The organism is Arthrobacter sp. CAN_C5 (assembly GCF_017875735.1).
Classification (GTDB): Bacteria; Actinomycetota; Actinomycetes; order Actinomycetales; family Micrococcaceae; genus Arthrobacter_D.
The window spans coordinates 3520639-3547381 of sequence record NZ_JAGGMZ010000001.1; the positions used below are offsets into that span (position 1 = coordinate 3520639).

Annotated in this window: 20 protein-coding genes; 6 read left to right on the forward strand and 14 right to left on the reverse strand. The window is 65.8% G+C overall.

What is annotated here, in order from left to right; genetic code table 11:
- Positions 1–184 precede the first annotated feature (184 nt).
- From glgB to H4V95_RS16450, 3 genes are read right to left on the reverse strand one after another with little or no spacing between them, the layout of a single operon-like run.
- Positions 185–3883 carry a 1,4-alpha-glucan branching protein GlgB gene (gene glgB / locus H4V95_RS16440; RefSeq protein ID WP_209731095.1) on the reverse strand — a complete coding sequence of 1233 codons (3699 nt, stop codon included), beginning with the start codon at positions 3881–3883 and terminating at the stop codon, positions 185–187.
- A complete protein-coding gene (gene treS, locus H4V95_RS16445; protein ID WP_209731096.1) occupies positions 3883–5649 on the reverse strand; it encodes a maltose alpha-D-glucosyltransferase in 1767 nt (588 codons plus the stop codon). The genes glgB and treS overlap by 1 nt, the downstream gene beginning before the upstream one ends.
- A complete protein-coding gene (locus H4V95_RS16450; protein WP_395939879.1) occupies positions 5649–7706 on the reverse strand; it encodes an alpha-1,4-glucan--maltose-1-phosphate maltosyltransferase in 2058 nt (685 codons plus the stop codon). Before H4V95_RS16450 ends, treS begins: the two co-directional genes overlap by 1 nt.
- Before the next feature lie 178 nt (positions 7707–7884).
- On the opposite strand from H4V95_RS16450, the gene glgP reads away from it, so the two are divergent.
- On the forward strand, positions 7885–10497 hold the full coding sequence (gene glgP / locus H4V95_RS16455; RefSeq protein ID WP_209731097.1) for an alpha-glucan family phosphorylase: 2613 nt from the start codon (positions 7885–7887) through the stop codon (positions 10495–10497).
- 200 nt (positions 10498–10697) lie between these two features.
- Here glgP and glgX read toward each other — a convergent pair whose 3' ends face one another.
- From glgX to H4V95_RS16485, 6 genes are all read right to left on the reverse strand, one after another.
- Complete coding sequence (gene glgX / locus H4V95_RS16460) at positions 10698–12770, reverse strand: glycogen debranching protein GlgX (protein ID WP_209731098.1); 2073 nt, start codon at positions 12768–12770, stop codon at positions 10698–10700.
- A 21-nt stretch (positions 12771–12791) separates the two neighbouring features.
- Complete coding sequence (gene rlmB / locus H4V95_RS16465) at positions 12792–13778, reverse strand: 23S rRNA (guanosine(2251)-2'-O)-methyltransferase RlmB (protein ID WP_209731099.1); 987 nt, start codon at positions 13776–13778, stop codon at positions 12792–12794.
- 92 nt (positions 13779–13870) lie between these two features.
- Positions 13871–15325 carry a cysteine--tRNA ligase gene (gene cysS / locus H4V95_RS16470; RefSeq protein WP_209731100.1) on the reverse strand — a complete coding sequence of 485 codons (1455 nt, stop codon included), beginning with the start codon at positions 15323–15325 and terminating at the stop codon, positions 13871–13873.
- 32 nt (positions 15326–15357) lie between these two features.
- A complete protein-coding gene (ispF, locus tag H4V95_RS16475; protein WP_196866467.1) occupies positions 15358–15879 on the reverse strand; it encodes a 2-C-methyl-D-erythritol 2,4-cyclodiphosphate synthase in 522 nt (173 codons plus the stop codon).
- Positions 15876–16616 (reverse strand): 2-C-methyl-D-erythritol 4-phosphate cytidylyltransferase, encoded by a 741-nt coding sequence (ispD, locus tag H4V95_RS16480; RefSeq protein ID WP_312884067.1) that lies wholly within the window; start codon positions 16614–16616, stop codon positions 15876–15878. The genes ispF and ispD overlap by 4 nt, the downstream gene beginning before the upstream one ends.
- Positions 16617–16694: 78 nt before the next feature.
- Positions 16695–17177: a CarD family transcriptional regulator gene (locus H4V95_RS16485; protein ID WP_026551934.1), complete on the reverse strand. Its 483-nt coding sequence runs from the start codon at positions 17175–17177 to the stop codon at positions 16695–16697.
- Positions 17178–17443: 266 nt separating this feature from the next.
- Here H4V95_RS16485 and H4V95_RS16490 point away from each other — a divergent pair, with 266 nt between their 5' ends.
- Complete coding sequence (locus tag H4V95_RS16490) at positions 17444–17989, forward strand: hypothetical protein (RefSeq protein WP_196866466.1); 546 nt, start codon at positions 17444–17446, stop codon at positions 17987–17989.
- 3 nt (positions 17990–17992) lie between these two features.
- Here the strand turns inward: H4V95_RS16490 and H4V95_RS16495 are convergent, their stop codons facing one another.
- Positions 17993–18673 carry a response regulator transcription factor gene (locus H4V95_RS16495; protein ID WP_196866465.1) on the reverse strand — a complete coding sequence of 227 codons (681 nt, stop codon included), beginning with the start codon at positions 18671–18673 and terminating at the stop codon, positions 17993–17995.
- Positions 18670–19929, reverse strand: coding sequence for a cell wall metabolism sensor histidine kinase WalK (locus H4V95_RS16500; RefSeq protein ID WP_196866464.1), 1260 nt, complete (start codon positions 19927–19929; stop codon positions 18670–18672). The genes H4V95_RS16495 and H4V95_RS16500 overlap by 4 nt, the downstream gene beginning before the upstream one ends.
- 174 nt (positions 19930–20103) lie before the next feature.
- On the opposite strand from H4V95_RS16500, the gene phoU reads away from it, so the two are divergent.
- A complete protein-coding gene (gene phoU / locus H4V95_RS16505; protein ID WP_171586118.1) occupies positions 20104–20763 on the forward strand; it encodes a phosphate signaling complex protein PhoU in 660 nt (219 codons plus the stop codon).
- Positions 20764–20860: 97 nt separating this feature from the next.
- Here phoU and H4V95_RS16510 read toward each other — a convergent pair whose 3' ends face one another.
- From H4V95_RS16510 to H4V95_RS16520, 3 genes are all read right to left on the reverse strand, one after another.
- Positions 20861–21610 carry a phosphoglyceromutase gene (locus tag H4V95_RS16510; RefSeq protein WP_196866463.1) on the reverse strand — a complete coding sequence of 250 codons (750 nt, stop codon included), beginning with the start codon at positions 21608–21610 and terminating at the stop codon, positions 20861–20863.
- A 65-nt stretch (positions 21611–21675) separates the two neighbouring features.
- Complete coding sequence (locus H4V95_RS16515; RefSeq protein ID WP_196866462.1) at positions 21676–21999, reverse strand: DUF2516 family protein; 324 nt, start codon at positions 21997–21999, stop codon at positions 21676–21678.
- Positions 22000–22008: 9 nt separating this feature from the next.
- Positions 22009–23172: a PLP-dependent aspartate aminotransferase family protein gene (locus H4V95_RS16520; RefSeq protein WP_209731101.1), complete on the reverse strand. Its 1164-nt coding sequence runs from the start codon at positions 23170–23172 to the stop codon at positions 22009–22011.
- A 118-nt stretch (positions 23173–23290) separates the two neighbouring features.
- On the opposite strand from H4V95_RS16520, the gene tmk reads away from it, so the two are divergent.
- From tmk to H4V95_RS16535, 3 genes are read left to right on the forward strand one after another with little or no spacing between them, the layout of a single operon-like run.
- The gene (tmk, locus tag H4V95_RS16525) at positions 23291–23935 is read left to right on the forward strand and encodes a dTMP kinase (RefSeq protein ID WP_209731102.1); all 645 of its coding nucleotides are present in this window, start codon (positions 23291–23293) and stop codon (positions 23933–23935) included.
- Positions 23932–25095, forward strand: coding sequence for a DNA polymerase III subunit delta' (locus tag H4V95_RS16530; RefSeq protein ID WP_196866459.1), 1164 nt, complete (start codon positions 23932–23934; stop codon positions 25093–25095). The genes tmk and H4V95_RS16530 overlap by 4 nt, the downstream gene beginning before the upstream one ends.
- Positions 25092–26648, forward strand: a complete 1557-nt coding sequence (locus H4V95_RS16535) for an alpha/beta hydrolase (RefSeq protein ID WP_209731103.1) — start codon at positions 25092–25094, stop codon at positions 26646–26648. Before H4V95_RS16530 ends, H4V95_RS16535 begins: the two co-directional genes overlap by 4 nt.
- Positions 26649–26743 lie beyond the last annotated feature (95 nt).

Sequence of the window (26743 nt, forward strand, 5' to 3'; positions counted from 1 at the left end):
TTCGGGTCAAATCGGCTGATCCTTCCAATCTCTGAGTCCTACTGCACTCTGAGACAAACCGAAGTTCTGGGGTGATCAACCGGTCAATTCCCTCGACCAGCGCGGATATAAACTCTAGCACCCTTCGGCCGAGGTTGTAAATCGGCGGGGAGGCCGGGCTGACGAAGCCCGGCCCCACGCCAATCTAGGCCTTCTTTGGCGCCAAGTAAACGACACCCAGGGGCGGCACCCGGAGGTCGGCGTAAGCCGGCTGTCCGCTCCACGGTCCTTCAACGGAAGTCACACCGCCGGAGTTGATGACCCCGGATCCACCGAATTCCTCAGCGTCGGTATTGAGCACTTCTTCCCAGTCGCCAGACCAAGGGAGTCCCACCCTGAATCCTTCGTGCGGCGCGCCAGCGAAATTCGCGATGCAGACCAGCGGGTTGCCCTGGCCATCCCAGCGAATGAAGGACAGCGTGTTGCGTGCGCCGTCGTTCTCGTCGATCCACTGGAATCCGGACGGATCGTTATCGCGAAGATAAAGAGCCGGGGTGTCCCGGTAGATGCCGTTCAGCGACCGCACCAGATGCTGGACCCCCTTGTGCGCGGGAGTGTCCGAGAGCCACCAGTCAAGACCGTGCTGTTCCGACCACTCAGATTCCTGGGCGTACTCAGTGCCCATGAAGATCAGCTGCTTGCCGGGGTGGGCCCACTGGAATGCCAGGTAGGCGCGCACACTCGCGAGCTGCTGCCAGCGGTCACCAGGCATCTTGCGCAACAGGGATCCCTTACCGTGCACAACTTCGTCATGGCTGATCGGCAGGAGGAAATTCTCCGTGTAGGCGTAGACCATTGAGAACGTGGCCTTGCCGTGGTGGTAGCCGCGGTTGACCGGGTCTTCGGCCATGTACTCAAGCGAGTCATGCATCCAGCCCATGTTCCACTTCAACCCGAATCCGAGCCCGCCGCCGCTGGTGGCGCGGGTAACTCCGGGGAACGAAGTGGACTCCTCGGCGATCATGACTATGCCGGGCACCCGCTTGTAGGCGGTCGCGTTGACCTCCTGCAGGAAGTCAATTGCCTCAAGGTTCTCCCGGCCGCCGAGGCGGTTCGGTGTCCACTGGCCATCCTCACGGGAGTAGTCCAGGTAAAGCATCGAAGCGACAGCGTCCACACGCAACCCGTCGATGTGGTATTCCTCCAGCCAATACAGTGCGTTGGCGACGAGGAAGTTCCTCACCTCGCGACGACCAAAGTCGAAGATCAGTGTTCCCCAGTCGGGGTGTTCCCCGAGGAACGGGTCGCCGTGCTCGTAGAGGGTTCCGCCGTCGAACTGGGCCAAGGCGAATTCGTCTTTGGGGAAGTGAGCCGGCACCCAGTCCATGATGACGCCGATGCCCGCCTGATGCAGTTTATCCACCAGATACTTGAAGTCATCGGGATGACCGAACCGCGAGGTTGGAGCGTAGTACGAGGTCACCTGGTAGCCCCAGGAGCCGCCGAAGGGGTGTTCCGCAACAGGCATCAGCTCGACGTGGGTGAAGCCCTGCCACTGGACGTATTCGGTGAGCTGGTCAGCGAGCTCCCGGTAGTTCAGTCCAAGTCGCCACGAGCCGAGGTGCACTTCGTACACACTCATGGGTCCGTTGTGGGGATCGGCTGCAGCGCGCGCCGTCATCCATTCGTCGTCCTGGAACGTGTACCGGGATTCGACTACCCGCGACCCGGTCAGCGGTGGAATTTCGGTCCCACGTGCCATCGGGTCCGCCTTCTCGCGCCACTGGCCGTCGGTGGCGAGGATCTCGAACTTGTAGCGGGATCCTGCCTCGGCTCCGGGAATGAAGATTTCCCAGAAGCCTGAACTGCCCAGCGCGCGCATCGCGTTGATTGAGCCGTCCCAGCCGTTGAAATCGGCCTTGACGCGCACGGCCTGAGCGTTCGGCGCCCAGACAGCGAAGCTGACGCCGTCGATATCGCCCAGCACCGAGGCGTAGTGACGGACGTGGGCACCGAGAGCCGTCCAGAGGGTCTCGTGGCGCCCTTCCGCCAGCAGGTGCATGTCGATCTCGCCCAGGGTGGGCAGGAAACGGTACGGGTCATCGACCAGTTGCGGGCTGCCGTCGTAGGTCACTTCAAGCCGGTAGTCGGGAACGTGCCCGGGGGTCTCCGACTCGATGGTGCCCACCCAGATGCCGTTATGTTCATGCTCGAGCTCAACCCGGCCGCTGCCGGTCACCACCGTGACCCGTTGCGCCAGCCGGCGCAGGGTCCGGATGGTCACCTGGGTCTGCCCTTCAAGGTGAGCACCCAGGACAGCGTGCGGCTGGTGGTAGCGACCCTCGGAGACAGCCTGGAGGACATCCTCCGGGTGGTTGATCCGACCGGTCACCGCTGAGCCGCCACTGGTCGCGGCGACTGCCGCCGAGGTTGCCACGGGGTCGACGGCGATCATCGGATCGATCGGACCCGCGGACGCGGGAATGGCAGCCGAAGCCTGCGCCGAGGTGGCCTCTCCCTGCCCGCTGAGGGCACGGCGCACGTCCCGGACGGGAATGTCCACCCAGTCCGGACGATTGCGCAATTCGTACACGACCTCGTACAGCGCCTTATCCAGCCAGAGGGCAAGGAACAGGGGGTCCGCACGGTCGATCGGCATACCAGTCTGCTCCTGGTAGCCGGCAGCGAAGGCGGCAGCGGCGGCCACGGTCCACTGGTCAGCGGCCGGAATGGCAGCGTCGTTGCCGTGGGCTGCCGCCGCGCCGGCGTACTCAAGCGACCGGGTCATGCCGACGACGTCGCGTAGCACCACGTCGGGTACCGAACGCTCCGCTGCGGGGCGCAGCGGCTCACCTTCGAAGTCCAGGACCAACCAGGATCCGTCCGGGGCGTTGAGGACCTGGCCCAGATGGTAGTCGGAGTGGATACGCTGCAGATCGGGCAGGTTCGTGACAGCGCGGACACGGTCCACCACCCTGGCCACCTCGGCTTCAAGCGGTCCGACGACATCCCGGGCTTCATCCCACGCCCATTCGATCCGCTGGACGAGGGTCTCGATGAACTCGGCGCGTTCGGCGTCGCTTGCTGCCCGGCTACCGAAGGCCTCCCCGAGCTGGGAGTGGATACGTCCGGTCACCCGGCCCAGTTCGGCTGCCTCGGTAGTGAAATCGGTGTTGCTTGCCGCCGCGGCTGAGGCGGTCCGCCAAGCGTCGGTGCTGTCGTCGATGAAGTCGCGCAGCACACTGAGGTGGCCGGTCAGCCACTTCCCCTCGGCGTTGGTGTCTTCCCAGCTGCCAGTGACCCACCCGTACGTGGCCGGGACGTCGACGGATCCGGCATCCGTCAGCTTGGCACTGACCTGTACGTCGGGGCTCTCACCCGGGGCCAGCACGCGGAAGAACTTGATGATCATCGATCCGGATTTGGTCTTGACCACCACTGAGGTGTTGGACTGCTCGCCCTTGAGGACCGTCGGCTTGAGGGACCGGGCGAACCGTTTCTGGTCGGCGAAGGCCCCCTGGGGAGTCCCCTGCGTCCGCCCGTCCTCGGTGACCCCACCGGAACGGATCAGCTCCATCCACGCGGTGACGAACACCGGATCGTGGGTGGCATCGTAGATCCACCGGTGGCCGAGTTCGGAGTGCTCGGCTTCACCGATCAGCGCGGCCTTGGCACCCCGCAGGGGAGCCTTCCGGTAGCTCAGCGGAACCTGCACAATGTCCTGGCGGGTACCGGTGTCAACGGCGATCAGGTGGACATCGAGCCCCACCTCACCTTTGGGGTCCTCCAGCCGGATGCCGCCGACCCGACGAAGTTCAAACTCGCGGCCTTTGGCAGGGAACCACCGCTGAGCGGGTAGCCAGGTTGCAAGAAGTTCTGGAAAGGTCGGCGTCATTTTGGGCATTATTTTGCGGCCTCCGGGGATTGGATGACGGGCAGTGCTTCGGTGAGCGGTGAAGCGGTGTTTGAGTTGGCCGAGCGCAGGCGCAGCCAGTAGAAGTCGTGGCTGCCCAGCGTCAGGGTGAGGGTGCCGTCGCTACCGAAGGCGGGGAAAGGGGTGCCGCCGAAGAGGTCCCGCAGACCCCGATCGGCGTATTCGGGCAGGTTCAGTTCGGCGGCCACGGGGTGCTGCGAGAGGTTGAACACGCAGAGCACGACCTCCGGCTGTTCACCCTCATCGTTGCCGGGCGCAACTTCACGGATGAAGGCCAGGACCGATTCCGCCTCGGTGGGTACGTTGCGGTAGGACCCCAGGCCGAACGCGGGGTGGGTGCGCCTAACGGAGAGCATTTGCCGCATCCAGTGCAGCAGGGAACTGGAGCTGGCCAGCTGGGCTTCCACGTTGACGTGGTTGTAGTGGTAGACCAGCGACTGCACTACGGGCAGGTACAGCTTTCCGGGGTCCGCGGTGGAGAACCCAGCGTTCCGATCGGGGTTCCACTGCATCGGGGTACGCGACGCGTCGCGATCCTCAAGCCAGATGTTGTCACCCATCCCGATTTCGTCCCCGTAGTACAGGAACGGGCTGCCCGGCAGGGACAGCAGCAGGGCGTGGATGAGTTCCACTTCGGCGCGCGAGTTATCGAGCAGCGGGGACAGCCGACGGCGGATACCCACGTTGGCGCGCATCCTCGAATCCGGGGCATACCAGCCGAGCATCGCTTCGCGTTCCTCGTTGGTGACCATTTCGAGGGTGAGCTCGTCGTGGTTCCTGAGGAAAGTGCCCCACTGGGCCCCCGCGGGAATGTCGGGGGTTTCGGCCATCGTCTCGATGATCGGGCCGGCCTTCTGGTCACGCAGCGCGTAGAAGAGCTTGGGCATGATGGGGAAGTGGAAGCACATGTGACACTCGGGGCCTTCGGCGTCGCCGAAGTATTCGACCACCTCGTCCGGGAGCTGGTTGGCTTCCGCGACGATGATGCGGCCAGGGTAATTCTCGTCCACCATCGTGCGCAGGTCCTTGAGGAACGCGTGCGTCTGGGGAAGGTTCTCGCTGTTGGTCCCTTCCTCTTCGAACAGGTAGGGAATGGCATCCGCGCGGAAACCATCGATGCCCTGGTCGAGCCAGAATTTCACGACGTCGAACAGCGCCTCGATCACCTTGGGGTTTTCGAAGTTCAAATCCGGCTGGTGGGAGAAGAACCGGTGCCAGAAGAACTGCCGGCGGACCGGGTCGAAGGTCCAGTTTGATTCCTCGGTGTCCACGAAGATGATGCGGGCATCCTCGTACTTTTCGTCGGTGTCGCTCCAGACGTAGAAATCACCGTAGGGACCATCAGGATCGTTCCGGGATTCCTCGAACCAGTGGTGCTTGTCCGAGGTGTGGTTCAGCGGCAGGTCGATGATGACGCGCACGCCGCGGGCGTGGGCCTCGGCAACCAGCCGCTTGAAATCACTGATGGTGCCGAACTCGTCGAGGACATTGTAGTAGTCGGCAATGTCATAGCCGCCGTCGCGCAGCGGCGACTTGAAGAAGGGCGGCAGCCACAGACAGTCCACCCCCAGCCACTGCAGGTAGTCCAGCTTGTCGATCAGACCGGAGAAATCGCCCGAGCCATCGCCGTTCGCATCCGCGAATCCGCGCACCAGAACCTCGTAAAATACGGCCTTGCGGTACCAGTGTGGGTCATGCGCGAGACCGGGCGCGTTGAGTTGAAACGGGTTAGCCACTAGGGCTTCCTCCTGAGGTAAAGAATGTGTGCTGGTTCCACATGTGGGTCCAGCCTGACGTAGTTGTGGGTGCCCCAGACCCAGCTCTGCCCGGTGATGAGATCATCCACCCAGAAGGTGCCGTCCTCATTGCAGTCCTCCGGGTCAAGGGCGAGGGCGTCGAGGTTCAGCGAAACAGTGCTTTCCCGGGCCCCGTGCGGATTGAGGTTTACCACCACGATGATCGTGTCCTTGGCGCTATTGTCACCGCCGACGTTGTCCTTGTGCTTCGAGAACACGAGGGTTTCCGAGTCGGAGCTGTGGTGAAGGGTGAGGTTTTCCAGGTCGCCCAGCGCCGGGTGGTCCCGGCGGATGTGGTTAAGCCTGGTGAGGTAAGGCGCCAGGCTGCGCCCCTCGGCCTCGGCTCGTTTGAAGTCGCGGGGACGATACTCGAACTTCTCGTTGTCGATCGACTCTTCGGCACCCGGCCGCGCAACATGCTCGTACAGCTCGTAGCCCGAATAGACACCCCAGAGTGGGCTGGCCATGGCGGCGAGCACCGCCCTGATCTTGAATCCCGCAGGTCCGCCGTACTGGAGGAACTCGGTGAGGATATCGGGGGTGTTGACGAAGAAGTTGGGGCGGAAGTAAGGCGCGCTGACCTTGCTGACCTCGGTGAAGTACTCCTCGAGCTCGGTTTTGGTGTTGCGCCAGGTGAAGTAGGTGTAGGACTGCTGGAATCCGGCCCGGCCCAGCGCGTGCATCATCGGCGGCCGGGTGAAGGCTTCGGCCAGGAAAACCACTTCAGGGTGCTCGCGGTTGACCTCACGGATGAGCCACTCCCAGAACACCACCGGTTTGGTGTGCGGGTTATCCACCCGGAAGATCTTCACCCCGTGGCTGACCCACAGCAGAACGATGCGCAGCACCTCGTTCGAGAGACCGTCAGGGTCGTTGTCGAAGTTGATCGGGTAGATGTCCTGATACTTCTTCGGCGGGTTCTCCGCGTAGGCGATGGACCCGTCCACCCGCGTGGTGAACCACTCGGGATGGGAAATCACCCAGGGGTGGTCCGGGGACGCCTGCAGGGCAAGGTCCAGGGCGATTTCCAGGTTCAGCTCGTTGGCTCGTGCCACGAAGGCGTCGAAGTCGGCGAAGGTACCCAGGTCTGGGTGGATCGCGTCATGCCCACCCTCCGCGGCGCCAATGGCCCAGGGTGATCCGGGATCGCTGGGGCCAGCGGTCAGTGTGTTGTTGGGCCCCTTGCGGTGGGTGCGTCCGATCGGATGGATCGGCGGAAGGTAGACGACGTCGAACGCCATGTCCGCGACGGCGTGAAGCCGCTCGGCGGCGGTGACGAAGGTACCGGAGGTCCACTGCCCGGCGGCCGGGTCGTAGGTGGCCCCTTCGGAGCGGGGGAAGAACTCGTACCAGGACGCGCGCCCGGCGAGCTCGCGTTCCACCAGGATGCGGTAAGGCTGGGACACCGTGACCAGGTCACGCAACGGTTCGCGGTCGATGGCAGCCAGAATGTCGGCGGATTCACCGGCGGCCAGCCGCTCGCCGACCGGAAGTTCGGTGTCCGCGAGGATCCCGGCGGCAGCGGTGAAGACCTCTGCGTCCTGGCCCGGGCGGGACTTCGCCGCGTTGGTGAACAGGGCTGCGCCTTCGGCGAGCATCAATTCAACGTCGACGCCGGCGGCGATCTTCACTTCGGCGTTGTGGTGCCAGGTACCGTACAGGTCCCCCCACCCTTCAATGACGAAGGTGTAGCTGCCGACCGACGGCGGGCGCAACTGGCCCTCGTACCGGTCAAGCCCCTGGCCCACAGGCCTCAGGCGTACCCGCTGGACCTCAACACCGGCTCCGGTCAGCAGGACCGCTGAGACACCCAGCTGGTCATGCCCCTCGCGGAATACCGTCGCGCCGACCGTAATGTCTGATCCGGGGATCGCTTTGGACGGGAAGGCACCGCCGTCCACCACCGGCGCAATGTTGGTAATTGGAATTCGTCCGAACCGCAGATCTTTGCCGTCTATCGGCTTCCTGGCGGTACGTCCCTTACGTGGTGGCTCTATTGAAGTCGTCACAGGTTAGACGTTAGCGAGTATTTGCCGAGATTGCTAAGGCGCGCGGACGTAACATGTGCGCATTTAACTGTTGAGTAGACCGATAACACAAACGTTTACTCTCAGTTGCTCTCATCGGCGGTGGCATGCCCACCTGCGCCCGGGAAAGTACGCTAGCCTTTCCCGGGTGAAGGCAATCCGCAGATTTACAGTCCGTACCGTTCTCCCCGAAAGCATCGCCCCACTGGGCAAGCTGGCAGGCAACCTGCGGTGGTCGTGGCATCTGCCGACCACCCGACTGTTCCGGGACCTCGACCCGGTGGCGTGGGAGGCGAGCGGCCAGGACCCCGTCGCTTTCCTCGGCTCGGTCACCCGCGAGCAGCTCAGCCAGCTCGCCGACAACGAGCGTCTTGTCGCCCGGATTGCCGAACTGGGCAGCGATCTGGATAAGTACCTGACCGAACCGCGCTGGTACCAGTCCCTCGGCGATGACGCACCGCGCTCAATCGCCTACTTCTCCCCTGAATACGGCATCAGCGCCGTCCTCCCCCAGTACTCAGGCGGCCTCGGCATCCTCGCTGGCGACCATCTCAAGGCTGCCTCCGACCTGGGCGTACCGCTCATCGGCGTTGGGCTGCTCTACCAGGCCGGGTACTTCAAGCAGTCCCTCTCCCGCGACGCCTGGCAACAGGAAACCTACCCGGTCCTCGATCCCGACGGCCTGCCCCTGACCCTCCTCCGCGAGGAGGACGGCAGTCCGGCCAAGGTGGTCCTCCCGCTGCCCGCCGGACGGCAGCTGATCGCGCACATCTGGCGCGCCGACGTCGGCCGCGTCCCCCTCCTGCTCCTGGACTCCAACGTTGCTGGCAACGATGAGGCCGCCCGTAATGTTACTGACCGCCTCTACGGTGGTGGCGGCGACCAGCGCCTGCAGCAGGAACTGCTGTTGGGCATGGGCGGCGTGAAGGCGCTGCGCGTCTTCGAACGCCTCACCGGCACCCCGGCACCCGAGGTGTTCCACACCAACGAGGGTCACGCCGGCTTCCTCGGCATCGAACGGATCCGGGAACTGATGGACCCGTCCAACCTCTCGCCGATGAGCTGGGAAGAGGCGCTCACCGCGGGGCGCTCCTGCACCGTGTTCACCACCCACACCCCGGTGCCCGCGGGGATCGACCGGTTCGAGAAGTCCCAGATCGAGCACTTCTTCGACGCCGGGCTGGCACCATCCGTACCAACGGCGAAGGTCCTCACTCTCGGCGCCGAGAACTACGTCGACGGCGACCCCAACAAGTTCAACATGGCGGTCATGGGCCTGCGCCTGGCGCAGCGCGCGAACGGCGTCGCCAAGCTGCACGGCGTGGTGTCCCGCGGCATGTTCTCCGGGCTGTGGCCGGGCTTCGACACCAGCGAGGTCCCCATTTCCTCGGTCACCAACGGCGTCCACGTCCCCACCTGGGTTGACCCGCTGATCGCGGACTTCGCCAAGGAGAGGTTCGGCGCCGAGTCGGTCCTCGACCCGCAGTGGTCCAACGTGTACGACGTCGAGGACTCGGATATCTGGGCCCTGCGCCGCCGCCTGCGGTCCAACCTGATCGATGACGTCCGGCAGCGCCTGCGGTCCTCGTGGAAGAAGCGGGGAGCGGCCGACGCCGAACTGGCGTGGACCAACAACGTGCTCGACCCGGACATCCTCACCATCGGGTTTGCCCGCCGGGTGCCCACCTACAAGCGGCTGACCCTGATGCTCAGGGACCCCGCCCGCCTGAAGGCCCTGCTGCTGCACCCGGACAACCCGATCCAGCTGGTCATTGCCGGAAAATCGCATCCGGCCGACGAGCAGGGCAAGCGGATGATCCAGGACCTGGTCCGGTTCACCGACGACCCGGAGGTACGCCACCGAATCGTGTTCCTGCCGAACTACGACATCGCCATGGCACGCACCCTGTTCCCCGGCTGCGACGTCTGGCTGAACAACCCGCTGCGGCCGCTCGAGGCCTGTGGCACGTCAGGGATGAAATCGGCCATCAACGGCGGACTCAACCTGTCGGTGCTCGACGGCTGGTGGGATGAAATGTACGACGGCGACAACGGCTGGGCCATCCCCACGGCCAACAACGACGCCTCCCCCGAGGAGCGCGACGACATTGAGGCCTCGGCGTTGTACGACCTGCTCGAGGAGCAGGTGGCACCACGGTTCTACAGCACGGTGCGCTCGGAAGGCGCCGGTGCTGCGGGACCGTCGGAGCTCTCCCACGACGGCGTCCCGCACCAGTGGGTGGCCATGATCAAGCACACCATGGCCAACCTGGGACCGGCGGTGTCCGCCGAGCGGATGCTGCAGGACTATGTCAGCCACCTGTACCAGCCGGCCTGGCGGGCCGGTCGTCTGGCCGCCGAGTCGGACTACACGGCAGCGAAGCACACCGCTGCCTGGCGGTCGCGCATCAACGACGGCTGGTCGGCTGTCCAGGTGGAACACGTCGACTCAATCGGCGTCGCCGAGGATCCCCAGATCGGTGATTCGCTGACCATCAACGCCTACGTGTCGCTCGGTGCCCTCTCCCCTGAGGATGTCGCCGTCGAGGTGGCATACGGTCGGGCTTCCGAGAATGACGAGCTCAGCGAGGTGGCCCTGGCCGACCTTGAGGTCTCCGAGAACCTCGGAGCGGGCCGGTACCAGTTCTCCGGCGGAGTGACGATCGACCACTCAGGATCCTTCGGGTACACCGTCCGGGTGCTGCCGAAGCACGTCAGCCTGGCCTCGAAGTCCGAACTCGGACTGGTCGCCAACGCGTAGGACAACAACTTGCAGGCCCAGCGCCTGTTCAGCATGAGCGGCAGTCGCGCCAGAGTTTCCTGGTGTGGGTGCCGCTTTTGCGTGGCCGGAAAACTGCGTACCGGCAGGGCTGCGTACCGGCAGGGCCGCGCCTCAGCACCCCTGCGCGAAGGGGAACCCGGGGTGCGGGTGAGACCTGCGGCTGAATCCTGGCGGCGGGGCTAGACCCGGTACACGCTGATCGAGTTGGCGGGGACGAGGTCGGTCTCGCCCGGGCCCACCCTCGCGCCGCGCCGGCGGTCCTGGTCGCCGGCGGTGGTGTAGCGCAGCTCGAACCGTTTGATCGTCGGCAGACCGTTATCCTCCAGGGCGCTCCTGCTGGGCAGGGTGATCCTGGCGCCCTCCATGCTGCCGTTGATCACCACCAGCCCGTCCAGGATGCCGTCCGGTGAGCCCAGGAGCAGCTGAACCGTCCGCGATCCGGGGTCGTTCCACTGGTCCTGGCTCATGATGGTGCCAGCCGGGTTGAACCAGTGCAGGTATGAACTGTCGTCCCGCGCCGGGTAGCCGTGCGGCTGGTGTGCCAGGAACTCCCGCCGGATCCGCAGCAGGGAGCGGGTGTGATCCAGGAGATGGCGGGCGTCGTCGTCGTGATCCCAGTGCAGCCAGGTGAGCTCGTTGTCCTGGCAGTAGGCGTTGTTGTTGCCGCGCTGCGACCGGCCGAACTCGTCGCCGGCGGTGATCATGGGAACGCCTAGGGAGAGCAGCAGGGTAGCCATCAGGTTGCGGGAGGTCTGGGACCGCGCCGCGGAGATGGCCTCCTGGTCGGTGGGGCCTTCCATGCCGTGGTTGTAGCTGCGGTTGTCGTTGTGGCCGTCACGGTTCTGCTCGCCGTTGTTCTCGTTGTGCTTGCGGCTGTAGGCGGTGAGGTCGGCGAGTGTGAACCCGTCATGGGCGGTGATGAGGTTAATGCTCGCGACCGATGTCCGCCCCGAGGGTGCAAAAAGGTCGGTGGAACCGCTCAGGCATCCGGCCAGGCGGGCCACGGTGCCCGCGGCGCCGCCTGCTGCGAGGCTGGCCTGGTCGGTGAGCCAGAAGTCGCGCACGGTGTCGCGGAAACGGTCGTTCCAGTCGGCCCAGCCCTGCGGGAAGTTGCCGGTCTGCCAGCCGCCCATCCCAATGTCCCACGGTTCAGCGATGAGTTTGACGCCGCGCAGGGCGCGGTCGGCGCCGGCGGCAACCAGAAAGGGGTGACGCGGCGTGAAGGTGTTGGTCTCGTCCCTCGCCATTGACACGGCCAGATCAAAGCGGAACCCGTCGATGTGGAATTCCTCCACCCAGTACCGCAGGGAATCCAGGGCCAGGGCGACCACGCGGGGGTGGGCGAAGTTCAGGGTGTTGCCGCAGCCGGTGGTATCCACGTAGCGACCGTGATCGCCGGGCCGGTAGTACTGCTGCTCGGCCAGCCCGCGCCAGCTCAGCGCCGGGAGGTCCGGGGGGCCCTCGGCGGTGTGGTTGTACACCACGTCCAGGAGCACCTCGAGGCCCGCCTCGTGGAGGAGCTTCACCATTCCCTTGAACTCATCCTGCACGGCCCGGGGCCCCGCGGCGCGGGCGGCCTCGGTGGCGTAGCCAGGGTGCGGGGCGAAGTACCCGAGGGTGTTGTAGCCCCAGTAGTTGGTCAGCCCCAGCGGACCGAGATGCGGTTCGTCGATGTGGAAGTGGACAGGCAACAGTTCCACCGCGGTGACGCCCAGCTCCCTGAGGTATCGGATCATGACGGGGTGCGCGAGCCCCGCGTAGGTGCCCCGCAGTTCCGCCGGGATGTCCGGGTGCAACCGGGTGAGCCCCTTGACGTGCGCCTCGTAGACCACCGTGTCGCGCCAGTTGGTCCGGGGTGGTGCGGATGTTCCCCAGTCGAATCCGTTGTCCTGGACGTAGACCGACCAGTAGACCGGTCCGGATTCGGTGTCCACTGTGTCGATGGCCCGCGCATACGGGTCGAGGAGCAGCTGGGATGTGTCAGGCAGGGCGGTTTCGACCGGCCAGAACGCGTAGCGCACCGAATCGGCGAGCCCCTCCACCACGCCGTGGTGCACCCCGTGGGTGTAGTCCGCCAAGGTGGTGGAGTGCCAGGCGCCGTCCTGACCCTGGTAATGCACGGCCAGGGCCGACACTCCGGGCGCGTAGACGGCGACGTTCACGTTGTCCGCGGGGGTGGAGCGCCCGCGGGAGCGGTGCACTCCCAGCGGGAACTCGCTGGACCGGGGGCTCAGTTCGAGGGAGACGCTCATGGCGGGTGGTCAGCGCGGCGGTTAGGCGGAACGCTGGCGCGAGATCTCGTACAGGCTGATCCCCACTGCCATTGATGCGTTCAGCGACTCCATCGCGGAATCAATGGGAATCGAGACGATCTGGTCGCAGTTCTCGCGCACGAGGCGTGACAGGCCCTTGCCCTCCGAACCCACGACAAGGCAGACCGGCTCGCGGCCAAGTGTCAGGTCCGGGAGGGACACGTCGCCGTCGCCGTCGAGGCCCAGCACAAAGATGCCCTTGTCCTTGAAGGACTTCAGGGTGGAGTTCAGGTTGCCGGCCTTGGCGACGGGGACCCGCACGGCAGCGCCGGCACTGGTCTTCCACGCCGAGGCGGTCATCCCGACGGACCGTCGCTCGGGCACGATGACGCCATGCCCGCTGAACGCGGACAGCGACCTGATGATGGCGCCGAGGTTACGCGGGTCGGTGATGCCGTCCAGGGCCACGAACAACGGTGCGTTGTTGATGTGGCCCTTCTTCCATTTCTGGATGGTCTCGGTGGCCAGGTCGACGGCGTCGGCGTAATCGTAGGGCGGGATCTGCAGCATGATGCCCTGGTGTACCGAGCCATCCGCCATCCGGTCCAGCTCGGTCTTGCCGGTTTCCATCAGCGGGATACCCCGCTCGGTGGCGAGCTTCAGCGATTCGCGGATCCGCTCGTCCATTTCGATGCGGATAGCCACGTGCAGCGCTTTCGCGGGGATACCAGCCCTGAGGGACTCGACCACCGCGTTGCGCCCGGTGACCATTTCTTCGGTGCCCTTGCCGCGCGTGTTGCGGGACGACCCGGGGTTGCGGTTGCCTGAGTGCTTGGCCGCCGACCGTTCGGCGAGCTGCTTGCTCTTGTGTGCCTTGTGGTACGGGCGGTCCTCGGCCTTCGGGGTGGGACCCTTGCCTTCCAGCGCCTTGCGTCCAAGGCCTCCGGTTCCGCCCGAGGGGCCCTTTTTGCTCTTGCGCACAGCGCCGGGACGTCCGTGAGTGGCCATGGGGAAAACACCTTTGGGTAGAAGATTGGTCACCCCAGTTTACGCGGGTACAGCCGTCGAGTTCACCGCCGCGTCGGCGGAGACGTGACGGGTCAGTTCTTCAGGGTCCAGGAGGCGCCGTCGGCAGTGTCCTCAATGACGATACCGGCGCTGGTGAGCGCGTCCCTGATGGCGTCGGCCTGCGCCCAATCCTTCGCTTCCCGGGCAAGGGTGCGCTGCTGCAGCTGGGAGGCGATCAAGGTGTCCAGTGCCTGGTGCTCGGGGCTGCGGGGGCCCTTACTGGGGTCCTGGACGTCGTCGAGTCCCAGGATCCCGGTCATGGTCATGACGTCGATGAACGCCTTCCGGGTGGTTTCGCTGTCCCCGGCGGCCAGCGCCGTATTGCCGGCGCGCACCGTGTCGTGGAGGACCGCGAGCGCCTGGGGCACGTTGAGGTCGTCGTTCATGGCATCGCTGAAGGCCGCTGGCGCTCCGGGAGAGGTGAACCCGAATCCGTCCGGGAATTCCCGGGCTGCGGCTTTGGCGAGGAACCCGTCGATGCGTTCGACGGCGGCGGCTGCCTCGTGCAGGGAGGTGGGCCGGTAGTCGAGCACCGAACGATAGTGCGCCTGCCCGAGGTAGTACCGCACCACGCGCGGACTGGCGAGATCAAGCATCTCGGCGGGGCTGACCGTGTTACCGATGGATTTGGACATCTTCTCGCCCTCGAAGGTGACCATGCCGTTGTGCATCCAGTATCGGGCGAAGGGGTGCCCGGCGGCCTGCGACTGGGCCATTTCGTTCTCGTGGTGCGGGAATCGCAGGTCCAGGCCGCCACCGTGGATATCAAACTCGGTGCCAAGGTACTTCGTGACCATGGCCGAGCATTCCAGGTGCCAGCCCGGCCTGCCGGGCCCCCACGGGCTGGGCCAGGCCGCGGTGTCCGGCTCGCCTTCCTTCCACCCTTTCCAGAGTGCGAAGTCGCGTGGATCGCGCTTCCGGTTGATGAATTCGGGTTCGACGTCGGTGGCGCTTTGCATGTCGTCGATGTTCTGCCGTGTCAGCGAGCCGTACCCTTTCCACGACCGGACGTCGAAATAGACGTCTCCTGAGTCGTCGTTGGCCGGGTAGGCGTGCCCCCGGTCGATCAGGAGCTGAATCAGGGAGTGCATTTCGGGGATGTGGCCGGTGGCGCGCGGCTCGTACGTGGGCCGGCGCACCCCGAGGGTGTCGTAGGCCCGCTGGAATTCCAGTTCGTAGCGGTAGGCCAGTGCCCACCACTGTTCGCCGCGCAACTGGCGGGGCAGGGCGTCGTCGTGCTCGGATTCCTTGGCACGGGCAAGAATCTTGTCATCGATGTCGGTCACGTTGCGGACCGTCGTGACCCGGTAGCCGCTGGCGCTCAGCCAGCGCGTGAGCTGGTCGAACGCGATCGCCGAGCGGATGTGGCCCACGTGCGGCATCCCCTGCACGGTGGCGCCGCAGTAGTACAGTCCCACCTCACCCTGCTTGAGGGGAACGAAGTCGCGGATCTGCGCGGTCGCGGTGTCATAGAATCTCAGGCTCACCGCTCCAGATTAGCCGGTCGCGGTGGACGGCTTCATCCGGCGTCGTTCGAGATGGCCTCTGCGGCAGGGTCCGCAACGCTGACGACGACGGCGGTCGCGACCGCCGCGATGCCCTCCCCCCGGCCGGTGAAGCCCAGCCCGTCCGTGGTGGTCGCTGACACGCTGACGGGTGCTCCCGCCGCAGCGCTGAGTACCGCTTCAGCTTCCGCTCGGCGGGGCGCGAACTTGGGACGGTTGCCGACCAGCTGCACCGCGACGTTGCCGATCTCAAAGCCTGCGGCGCGCACAATCCTGGCGGCCTCGGTCAGCAGGCTGATCCCGGAGGCACCAGCGAATTCCGGCCGGTCGGTACCGAAGTGGGTGCCGAGGTCGCCCACACCCGCGGCGGAGAACAGCGCATCAGCGGCGGCATGGGCCACCGCGTCGCCGTCGGAGTGTCCGCTCAGGCCCCGTTCGCCGTCCCAGAGCAACCCGGCAACCCACAGCGGCCGGGGTGCGTCCTCGGGGGCAAACGCGTGCACGTCGACGCCGACGCCGGTGCGGGGGAGATTCATGGTTGGGGCCTTCCGGTGGGGTTACGGGCGAGGATGGCCGCTAGCTGGAGGTCCTGGGCGGTGGTGACCTTGAAGGCGGCGTCGTCGCCGTCGACCACCTGGACGGGAATGCCGAGGCGTTCCAGCAGCATGGCGTCGTCGGTGACGGCGGCGCCCGGGGCCTGGTGGGCAAGGCGGAGGGTATTGATGTTGAATCCCTGGGGTGTCTGGACCGCCCGCAGGGTTTCGCGTGGCGGTGTGCCGGTGACCAGACCGCCGTCAACGGTCTTGATGGTGTCGACCACGGGAATCACGGGAATCACCGCTTCGGCGCCGGCATGGAGCGCAGCGACCACCCGCCGGAAGACGGCGGGCGGGGTAAGGGCGCGGGCGGCGTCGTGCACCAGGACATGGCTGATGCCCGGAGACAGGGCGGCCAGGCCGGCGTTGACGGAATCGGGACGGGTGGCACCCCCGGCGACCAGCAGCACGGGGACATCGGTCACCACCTCAGCGACGGTCGCCCGGAGAACAGTGTCGTCGGCGGGGACCACCACGCAGATTTCGTGGGCGACGCCGGCGTCGAGCACTCCCTGGAGGGCATGGTCGAGGATGCTGCGGCCCGCCACCTGGACCTGGGCCTTGGGAATGCCGAGCCCCAGCCGTTGGCCTGCCCCACCAGCCACGATGATGACGCCGACCTGCGCCCCGGCGTCGGGCACGGGGCTGGTCTGGGATCCGGGGTGAGTTCGCGACACCTGATTACCCTACGTCAGGGCAAGAAAAAGGGACCGCCCACCCGGGGCGGTCCCTCACCAAACCTTATTCCTGAAGAACTAGGAAGCCAGTACCTCGTCAAGAACGCTTGCGGCCTTCTCTTCGTCGGTTTTCTCTGCGAGTGCCAGTTCTGAGATCAGAATTTGCCGCGCCTTGGCGAGCATCCTCTTCTCCCCCGCTGACAACCCACGGTCATGATCACGGCGCCACAGGTCGCGGACTACTTCCGCAACCTTGATCACGTCGCCCGAGGCAAGTTTTTCGAGGTTTGCCTTGTAGCGTCGCGACCAGTTGGTGGGCTCTTCAGTGAACTCGGCCCGCAACACATCAAAGACGTGCTGGAGACCTTCCTTGCCCACTACATCGCGCACCCCAACGAGGTCAACGTTTTCTGCTGGAACTTCAATGGTTAGATCACCCTGTGCCACCTTGAGCTTGAGATACATTTTCTCTTCGCCCTTGACGACGCGCATCTTGATCTCCTCGATCTTCGCTGCGCCGTGGTGAGGATAAACTACTGTTTCGCCGACCTCAAAAACCATGTGGACTTTCCCCTTTCCCGCAGATCAGTTTATCACGAATTCGACACGCCGAAGGCGTGTTTTCGCAGGTCAGCGCGGACATGTGAACAGGAGTGGCTATGATTCGCCCCTTGACGGATGAGAGTTTTAGTGATCCACGTCGCGTCGAAAGTGTTGCAAGTGACGCGACGCGCTCCCTCACCGGGTAATTTTTCCCGATAGGCTGTAAGGAAAGTTTGAACTGGCAGTTCCCCACCAGATGATCGACCACCGTAGGAGTTTGCGCTGTGAAGAGTGACCGAATCAACCCCCTGCAGCACATCCGGGCGACCCGGAGCTTGGCTGCTGGTGCAGCACTGGTCGCTCTCCTTGGTGCCACCGGTTGCAGTGTGACCAGTGAGCAGGCCACCACGATCCAGTACGCGGCCTCGGACGGAATCGTCGACGAGGTTGGCCCCCTGGAACTGCGGAACATCCTGATCATCACCTCCGAAGAGGGCGAGCCGGGCACCATCCTCGGCACGGTGTTCAACCCCACCGACTCGGCAGTGCAGCTGACCATCGAGGGTGAGAACTCGACGGTGGACATCACCGTCCCTGCCGAAGGGAAGTGGGTCTTCGAGGACGAGACCACCGACGACGGCGTGCTCGAGGGTGTCAGCGAGATCCCCGGCGCGCTGGTCGACCTGAACTTCGTCGTGAACTCCGAGACCGCCGAACTGCGGGTCCCCGTGCTGGACGGTACCCTGGCCGAGTACCGCGACTACGTTCCCGGTGGCTACACCCCAGAGCCCACCCCAACGCCGGTGGAAACAGGCGAAGAGGAAGAGTAAATCTCAGGACTCGTACTTGTAGCCCAGGCCGCGCACCGTCACCAGATGGCTGGGGTTGGACGGGTCCGCCTCGATCTTCCCGCGGAGCCGTTTGACGTGCACGTCAAGGGTCTTGGTGTCACCGACGTAGTCCGAGCCCCAGACCCGGTCGATCAGCTGCCCCCGGGTCAGCACCCGACCAGCGTTGCGCAGCAACATCTCGAGCAGCTCGAACTCCTTCAGCGGCATCGACACCGGGGCGCCGTTCACGCTGACCGTGTGCCGTTCGATGTCCATCCGCACCGGCCCTGACTGCACAGTGGTGGAGATCAGCTCCTCGGGCTCGGCCTGCCGCCGCAGCACCGCACGGATTCTCGCCACCAGCTCCCGCGAGGAGTAGGGCTTCGTGACGTAGTCATCGGCTCCCAGCTCCAGGCCGACAACCTTGTCAATCTCGGAGTCCTTGGCGGTGAGCATGATCACCGGCACACTTGAACGCTGGCGCAGCTGCCGGCAGACCTCGGTCCCCGACTGGCCGGGCAGTTGCAGGTCCAGGAGCACCAGGTCAGCGCCGGCGCGGTCAAACTCGACGATCGCCTCATTGCCGTCGCCCACCACCGCGACCTCAAAACCCTCCCTGCCCAGCAGGTAGGACAGCGGGTCGCTGAAGGACTCTTCGTCCTCCACCATCAGGATGCGGGTCAAACGCTCACTCCTTGTTCGTGGGCGGACGGTCCGCCCTGTTTCTCGACCGACGGACCGGACTTCCCGGGCGACGCTTCGACGCGCCGGTCGGCGCGTTTCTCGGTGGCCCCGAGTCCGTCGGCGGCATCGCTGTCCGCTTCCATCTCCGGGAGCCGGACGGTGAAGGTACTCCCCTGGCCGGACTGGGACCAGACGGTCACCTCGCCGCCGTGGTTGGAGACCACATGCTTGACGATGCTCAGGCCCAGCCCGGTGCCACCGGTCTGCCGTGAGCGGGCAGCATCGATCCGGTAGAACCGCTCGAAAACCCGTTCCTGTTCCTCAGGTGTGATCCCGATGCCCTGGTCGGTGACCGAGATCTGGGCGAGACCGTCGCGGGAGCGCAGCCCCACCCCCACCCGGGTGCCCTCGGGCGAATAGCGGATGGCGTTGTCGATCAGGTTCCTGAACGCCGTCATGAGCAGGTCGGGGTCCCCGTAGACCGGCTCGGCGATGCGCCCGCCCACCACGATGTCGATCTGTTTGCTCTCCGCCGGGAGCCGGTTGCGGTCCACCGCCTCCGCGATCACCGTGTTGATATCGACGGGGCGCCCGCGGCGCACGACGTCGGCACCCTGCAGCCGCGACAGTTCAATAATGTCCTGCACCAGGGCGGACAGGCGGGCTGACTCCTTGTGCATCCTGCGGGCGAACCGGCGGACGGCTTCCTCATCCTCCGCGGCGTCGTCGAGCGCTTCAGCGAGCAGGGAGATCGCACCCACGGGGGTCTTGAGCTCGTGGGACACGTTCGCCACGAAGTCGTTGCGGATTTCCTCGGTGCGGGTGATCTCCGTCCGGTCGTCGGCGAGGATCAGGACGTACTCCTCCCCCAGGGACGCCACCCGGGCGAGCACGATGATCGTTCCCTGCCCCAGGGGTCCACGCGGCAGCTCCAGCTGCTTCTGCTCAATCACCCCATCGCGGCGCACCCGGGCGGTGAGTTCCAGCAGTTCGGAGTGCACCACCGTGTGCCCGCGGACCAGCCCGAAGGCGTACGCGGCGGGACTGGCCCGCACCACGCCGTCGATCGCATCAACCACCACGTAGGCGCGTCCGATGATTGACAAGACCTCCGCGGCCCCCTCGGGCAGGGTCGGCTCGTCGACAAAAAGGAGGGAACGGCGCTGGATTTCACTCAGCCGGAAGGCAGCCATGCCAGCTGTGCCCAGGGCGACGCCGACAAGCCCGGCAACAAGGATGAGAAGAACGGGATCCACAATGCCTAGCTTATGCGTACCAGCCGTGCCCGGAAGGGTGTTCCGGTGGCAATAGGGAAGTGGTTCAACTAACGTTCACTCAAAGGTGCATAACAGTTCATCACCAACTGAGAATGTGCTGTGTGGGACTGTGCATAGACGTACGCAGTCATCTCTATGGAAAGGATGCCTCCCGTGCGGAAGGTTTTTCAGGCAGAGCTTCATCAGATCGGTGAACAGCTCATCGAAATCTCGCAGCTGGTCGCGGAGGCGCTGGGCAAAGCCACCACCGCGTTTGAGACCGCTGACACCGAACTTGCCCAGGATGTGATTGCCGCCGACGCACGCATCGACTTCCTCCAGAATGATCTTGATGAGCGCGCCATCGACATTCTCGCCCTCCAGGGGCCCGTCGCCAGCGACCTGCGGATGATCGTGGGGGCGCTGCGGATGAGTGCATCACTGGAGCGGATGGGTGATCTGGCCCGGCATGTGGCCCAGTTGGCACGGCTGCGGTACCCCGAACACGTGATCCCGGCGGCCATCCGCCCCACCTTCGAGGAGATGGCAGAGCTGGATCAGCAGATCGCCAAAAAGGTGAACGAGCTGCTCGAGACCCGGAACCTGCAGCTCAGCAACGAGATCTACGCGCACAACGCACGGATCAACGAGTTGCACGCAGGGGTCTTCAAGGCTATTGCCGCCCCGGACTGGGACGTCTCGGCGCCCATCACCGTGGACGTGACACTGGCCAGCCGCTATTTCGAACGGTTCGCTGACCATGGCGTCTCAGTGGCACGCAAGGTCACCTACCTGGTCACCGGTGAATGGCAGCCCAGCGCTCCGCTGAACTGACGCCGCCTTTGGTGCGGCGCAGCACGAACGACGACGGCCGGTCCCCTCGGGGCCGGCCGTCGTCGTTCGTGCTGTGGTGGTCTCGTGACCCTGGGTGCTAGTGCTTGCCCTGGTTGGCGACGGCTTCAATCGCTGCCGCCGCGGCGTCGGCGTCGAGGTAGGTGCCGCCTGCCTTGACCGGAACGAGGTTCTCATCCAGTTCATAGATCAGGGGGATGCCGGTCGGGATGTTCAGGGAGGCGATGTCGCCGTCGCTGATCCCGTCGAGGTGCTTCACCAGCGCGCGCAGGGAGTTGCCGTGCGCTGCAATGAGGACCGTCTTGCCCTCCTTGATGTCCGGCGCGATGTCTGATTCCCAGTATGGGAGGAACCGGTCCAGGACGTCCTTGAGGCATTCGGTGCGGGGGATGGCGTCGCCGAGGTCCGCGTACCGCGGATCGTTTGCCTGGGAGAATTCGCTGTCGTCCTCGATGGGTGGTGGCGGGGTGTCGTAGGAGCGGCGCCACTCCATGAACTGGGCCTCGCCGAACTCCGCGAGGGTCTGCGCCTTGTCCTTGCCCTGCAGGGCACCGTAGTGGCGCTCGTTGAGCCGCCAGTGGCGTTTGACGTCAATCCAGCTCCGGTCAGCCGCCTCGAGTGCCAGGTTCGCGGTGATGATGGCCCGCTTCTGCCGGGACGTGTACACAATGTCGGGAAGCAGGCCGGCTTCGACGAGCAGTTCCCCGCCGCGGATGGCTTCGGCTCGGCCCTGTTCGGTCAGCGGGACATCGACCCAGCCGGTGAACAGGTTTTTCTCGTTCCACTCACTTTGGCCGTGGCGGAGCAGGATCACTTTGTAGGAAGTCATAGGTTCAGTCTGCCGCATGAGCGCCGCAGGTTCACCTGTGGCGCGGTTCTATTACCCGCGAACGGTTACCAGGGGCCGTAGGGACCGCTGCTGCCACGGACCTCTGAGACAGCTGGCTTGACGTCGGCCAGGTAGACGCAGGCGGCGATCACGGCGACGATCTGCAGCAGCCCGAAGAGCCCGGTGGAGGTCACCAGCACGGTGAGCGCGCCGACGGCGACAGCGCCACCGGTCATCGCGGTCCAGAAGCCCTTGGTGCGCTTCATCGTGGCCTCGAAGTTGGCCGCGGGACGCTTTACACAGTCGATGAGTGCCCAGATCTCAATGCCCAGCGCCACCAAACCGAGCGCGAGGTACAGATAGTTCCGAATGTCATATGCGATGTCCACGGCACAAGCCTATCGGGTGGAGTCGCCGCCTGGTCGCAGCGGAGCGAGGGCCTGCTCCAAATCCGCCCACAGATCCTCGGGATTCTCGATCCCGACCGACAGCCGGACCAGCGCCTCCGGCACGGTGGCGGGCTCACCCGGCTGCCGCCGTCGTCGTTCAATCAAAGACTCGACGCCGCCCAGTGAGGTAGCCGGCAGCCACAGGCGGACGGCGGCAACGAGGGCTTCGGCGGCGGCAACATCCGCCAGTTCGATGCTGATGATCGAGCCGAACCCGTTCAGCTGGTCTGCGGCGCGCTGGTGGCCGGGGTCGGTGGCCAGCCCGGGAAAGCGGACCCTTGTCAGGGCGGGATGCTGAGCGAGTTTATCCGCCAGGTAGAGCGCGTTCGCCTGGGACCGTTCCACCCGCAGCGCGAGCGTACGCAGCCCCCTGAGCGCCAGCCATACCTCGAAGGGCCCGGCGATGGCACCGTGCAGGGTGCGGTGTTTGAGCAGATCCGTCCGGACTGCGGCGTCGGAGGTGGCAAGTGCGCCGAGGACGACGTCGGAATGGCCCGCCAAGTACTTGGTGACCGAGTGCAGCACGACGTCGGCGCCGAAGTCGAGCGGCTTGCAGACCAGCGGCGTGTTGAAGGTGTTGTCGACGACCACTGTCACTCCGGCGGCCTTCGCAGCGGCGATGAGGGTGCGGAGGTCGGCGACCTCAAGCATCGGGTTGGTCGGGCTTTCCAGCCAGAGCAGGTCTGCTGTGTCCAGCGTGGCGAGCACCTGGTCGGTGTCGGCGACGTCCACCCGGACGAGGGCGAACCGGCCGCGCGCCGCTTCGTCGTCGGCGAGGCTGAGGGAACCGGCGTAGGCGTGGCGGGGCATGACGACGACGCCGCCCGTCGGCACGAGTGACAGCGCGGCCGCCGCGGCGCCAAGACCGGAGCTGAACACCAGGGCGGGCAGGGCCGCACCCTCAAGCTGGCCGAGGGCCTCCTCGAACGGGTCCCAGGTGGGGTTGGACATGCGGCCGTAAATACGGTCCCCCACAGCAGGGTCGACGGCCTCGTGGAAGGTGGAGGACAGGACAATCGGCGGATTCACCGGGGCGTCATGCTCCCGCGGGGGGCGTCCGGAGGCCACCACGATGGTGTCCTGGGCGAGCTCGTGGTCAGCGTGGTGGGTCATGGATTCAGGGTAGTTGGCTGTGGCAACCGGGTGAAATGTGACTGCTCTCCCCGGCCCGCTGGGAGTGGGGCGTTGGGACGCTAACCGGGAGGTCGGTGAGACTCGATAGGCTGGGCAGGTGACTACACCTTCCCCCCGCCGCACGTCCGGGCTTTTCATCGCCTTTGAGGGCGGCGACGGTGCCGGCAAGTCGACCCAGGCCGGCCTGCTGGCTGCTGCCCTGCAGGAGCGCGGCCTGGAAGTGCTGCGCACCCGCGAGCCCGGTGGCACCACCATCGGCGAGAAGCTCCGGTCCCTGGTTCTCGACCACGGGCAGGGCGAGATCGACCCCCGCACCGAGGCCCTGATCTTCGCCGCGTCACGAGCAGCCCACGTCCATCAGGCGATCCTGCCCGCCCTGTCGCGTGGCGCCGTCGTTGTCTGTGACAGGTATATCGACTCATCGGTGGCGTATCAGGGGGCCGGCCGGGGGCTGGGCACCAACAGCGTCCTCGAGGTCAACCTGTGGGCCGTCGAGGGGCTGCGGCCCGACTTGACGGTGCTGCTCGACGTCGAGCCGCTCGAGGGCCGTGGCCGTCGCGTCCAGAACGGCGCGGAAGACCGGCTGGAGTCCGAGCCCGACGCGTTCCACGCCCTGATCCGGGGTGCTTTCCTGGACCGGGCCGCGGCTAGCCCTGCGCAGTACCTGGTGCTGCCCGCGCGGCAGCCCGTCGAGGAACTGGCGACGGCGATCCTCGCCGCCGTCGAGGAGCGCCTCGGATGAGCGTGTGGACCTTCCTGATGGGCCAGGAGCCGGTGGTCGAGCAGCTGAAGCGTGCGGCGTCCGCCGACCAGCCGAACCACGCCTGGCTGTTCACGGGCCCACCCGGATCGGGCAGGTCCAACGCAGCCCGCGCGTTCGCGGCGGCACTCTTGTGCGACCGGGAGCCCCTGGACGAGCGGGGCTGCGGGGAGTGCCGGGCGTGCCGGACAGCACTCGCCGGCTCCCACGCTGACATCACCAACGTCACCACAGAGAAGGTGACCATCAGTATCGACGAGGCCAGGGAACTGGTCCGCAAGGCCCAGGACAAGCCCTCTACCGGACGCTGGCGGGTCATCATCGTGGAGGACGCCGACCGGATGCAGGAACGCAGCACCAACGTGTTGCTCAAGGCGATCGAGGAGCCACCGCCCCGGACCATCTGGCTGTTGTGCGCACCCAGCCCCGGCGACGTGCTGGTGACCATCCGGTCGCGGTGCCGCGCCGTGAACCTGCGGCTGCCCCCGGTGCAGGATGTTGCCGACCTGCTGGTCCGCCGCGACGGCATCGACCCGGCCACCGCGGAAGCTGCCGCGCGGGCGGCGCAGAGCCATATCGGCGTCGCGAAGCGGTTGGCCACCGACGACGGCGCGCGGGACCGGCGGAACCAGATCGTCCGGCTGCCCCTGGACCTGAAGAATGTAGCCGGCGCGATGAAGGCCGCAGCGGACCTGGTGAAACTCGCTGAGGCCGAGGCGCAGAGCTCCTTCGAGCAGCGGGACGCCCAGGAGAAGGCTGCCCTGCTGGCGACGCTGGGCGCACCCGAAAGCGGCACCCTGCCGCCGGCTATCCGGGGGCAGGTCAAACGGTTGGAGGATGACCAGACCCGCAGGGCCAAACGGTCCAAGAACGACTACTTCGACCGTGCGCTGACCGATCTGACCTCGTTCTACCGGGATGTGCTGATGCTGCAGGTTTCCAGCGGGAGGGACCTCGTGAATGAGCCGCTCCGCCCCGAGCTGGAGGCGTTTGCCCGCGGCGGCACCCCCGAGGGGACGCTGGCGCGGATCGAGGCAATCAACAAAGTGCGCGACCGGATCGTTAACACCAACGTTGCACCGCTCCTGGCCATCGAGGCGATGGCCGTCAGTCTTTTGCCCGAAAAGGATTACACCGCGTGAGAAGATTTTCACCCCGCCGCCTGGCTACCGCCGCCGTCGTCCTGTCTGGCGCTCTGGTGCTCTCGGGCTGCCAGTTGCTTTCGCCCGGGTCAGGTGACTCGCCGGAGGTCGGGGTGGAGTCCGCCGCCCCGGAGGTGGTGGGCGAGGTCCCTGCGGACCTTGAAGGTTTCTACACCCAGGTAGTTCAGTGGGAGCTGTGCGAGGAGGCGTTCGCCTGCGCCACGATCGAGATGCCGTTGGACTACGCTGATCCCTCGCGTGAGTCGATCGACGTCGCAGTCATCCGCAGCGACGCAACGGGCGAGGCACAGGGCACCGTCCTGGTAAACCCGGGCGGCCCGGGCGGGTCCGGCGTCAACATTGTCAGGGATGCGCTGCCGTTCATTACCAGCGACCGGTTGCGCGAGCACTACGACGTCGTCGGCTTCGACCCGCGCGGGGTGGGGCAGTCCAGCGCCGTCGACTGCCTGACGGACGAGGAACGCGAGGCGGACCGGCTGGAGTTCCTGGAGCCGGGTATCCCGGACGCCGAGGCATTTGAGACGCTTTCCGCCGAGGCGGAGGAATTCGCCGCGCAGTGCGCTGAACGGACCGGCGAGCTGCTGGGCTACATCGACACCGACAGCGCAGCCCGTGACCTGGACATCCTGCGGGCCGTGGTGGGTGATGAGCAGCTGAACTATTTGGGCTTCTCCTACGGCAGCGCGCTCGGTACCGCGTATGCCGAGCTGTTCCCCACCAACACCGGCCGGTTGGTCCTTGACGGTGCCGTGGATCCGTCGCTGAGCAACGAGGAGATTACCCTGGGCCAGGCCCGAGGCTTCGAGGCCGCCCTGCGCACGTTTGTGGCTGACTGCCAGCTGTCCAGTGAGTGTCCCCTGCCGTCCGGGGTGGACCAGGGTGTCGCAGTGATCCAGGAGCTGTTCCGTTCGGTGGAGGAAAGCCCCATGACGGCCTCGGACGGGCGCCTGGTCACCATCGGCACCTTCTTCTCCGGCTTCATCCTGCCGCTCTACGAGAACAACAACTGGCCTCTGCTGTCCGCCGCGATCGACCAGGCACTGCAGGGCGACCCCACGGCCATGCTGGAGCTGGCCGACCTGGGCGCCGAGCGCGGGCCCGACGGCGTCTACGCCACCAACAGCAACGCGGCGTTCGTCGCCATCAACTGCCTCGACTACCCCATGACCAGCGACTTCGAAGAGCTCAACGCTGATGCCGAGGAACTCGAGGAGGTCTCCCCCACGTTTGGCCCGTACCTTGCCTATGGCGGCGTCACCTGTGACGCGTGGGAGTATGGCCCCGTGCTCGAACCCGCACCGGCGTCGGCGCCGGATGCCGCACCGATCGTGGTCATCGGGACCACCGGGGACCCGGCGACGCCGTACGACTGGTCGCTGGCCCTGGCCGACCAACTGGAGACCGCCGTGCACGTCACCTGGGAGGGCGAGGGCCACACCGCCTACGGCCGTGCAGGTGACTGCATCGGAGACCTGGTGGACGCGTACTTCGTCGACGGGACGGTGCCTGAGGATGGAGTGCGCTGCGACTAGCGCCCCGGGTTACTCGCTTTTGACCTGCACGCGGCTGCTCTTATAGAGTTGTCGCTTGTGGATTGGGCCGCGTCAACGCGTGTTCCATGAAGCTT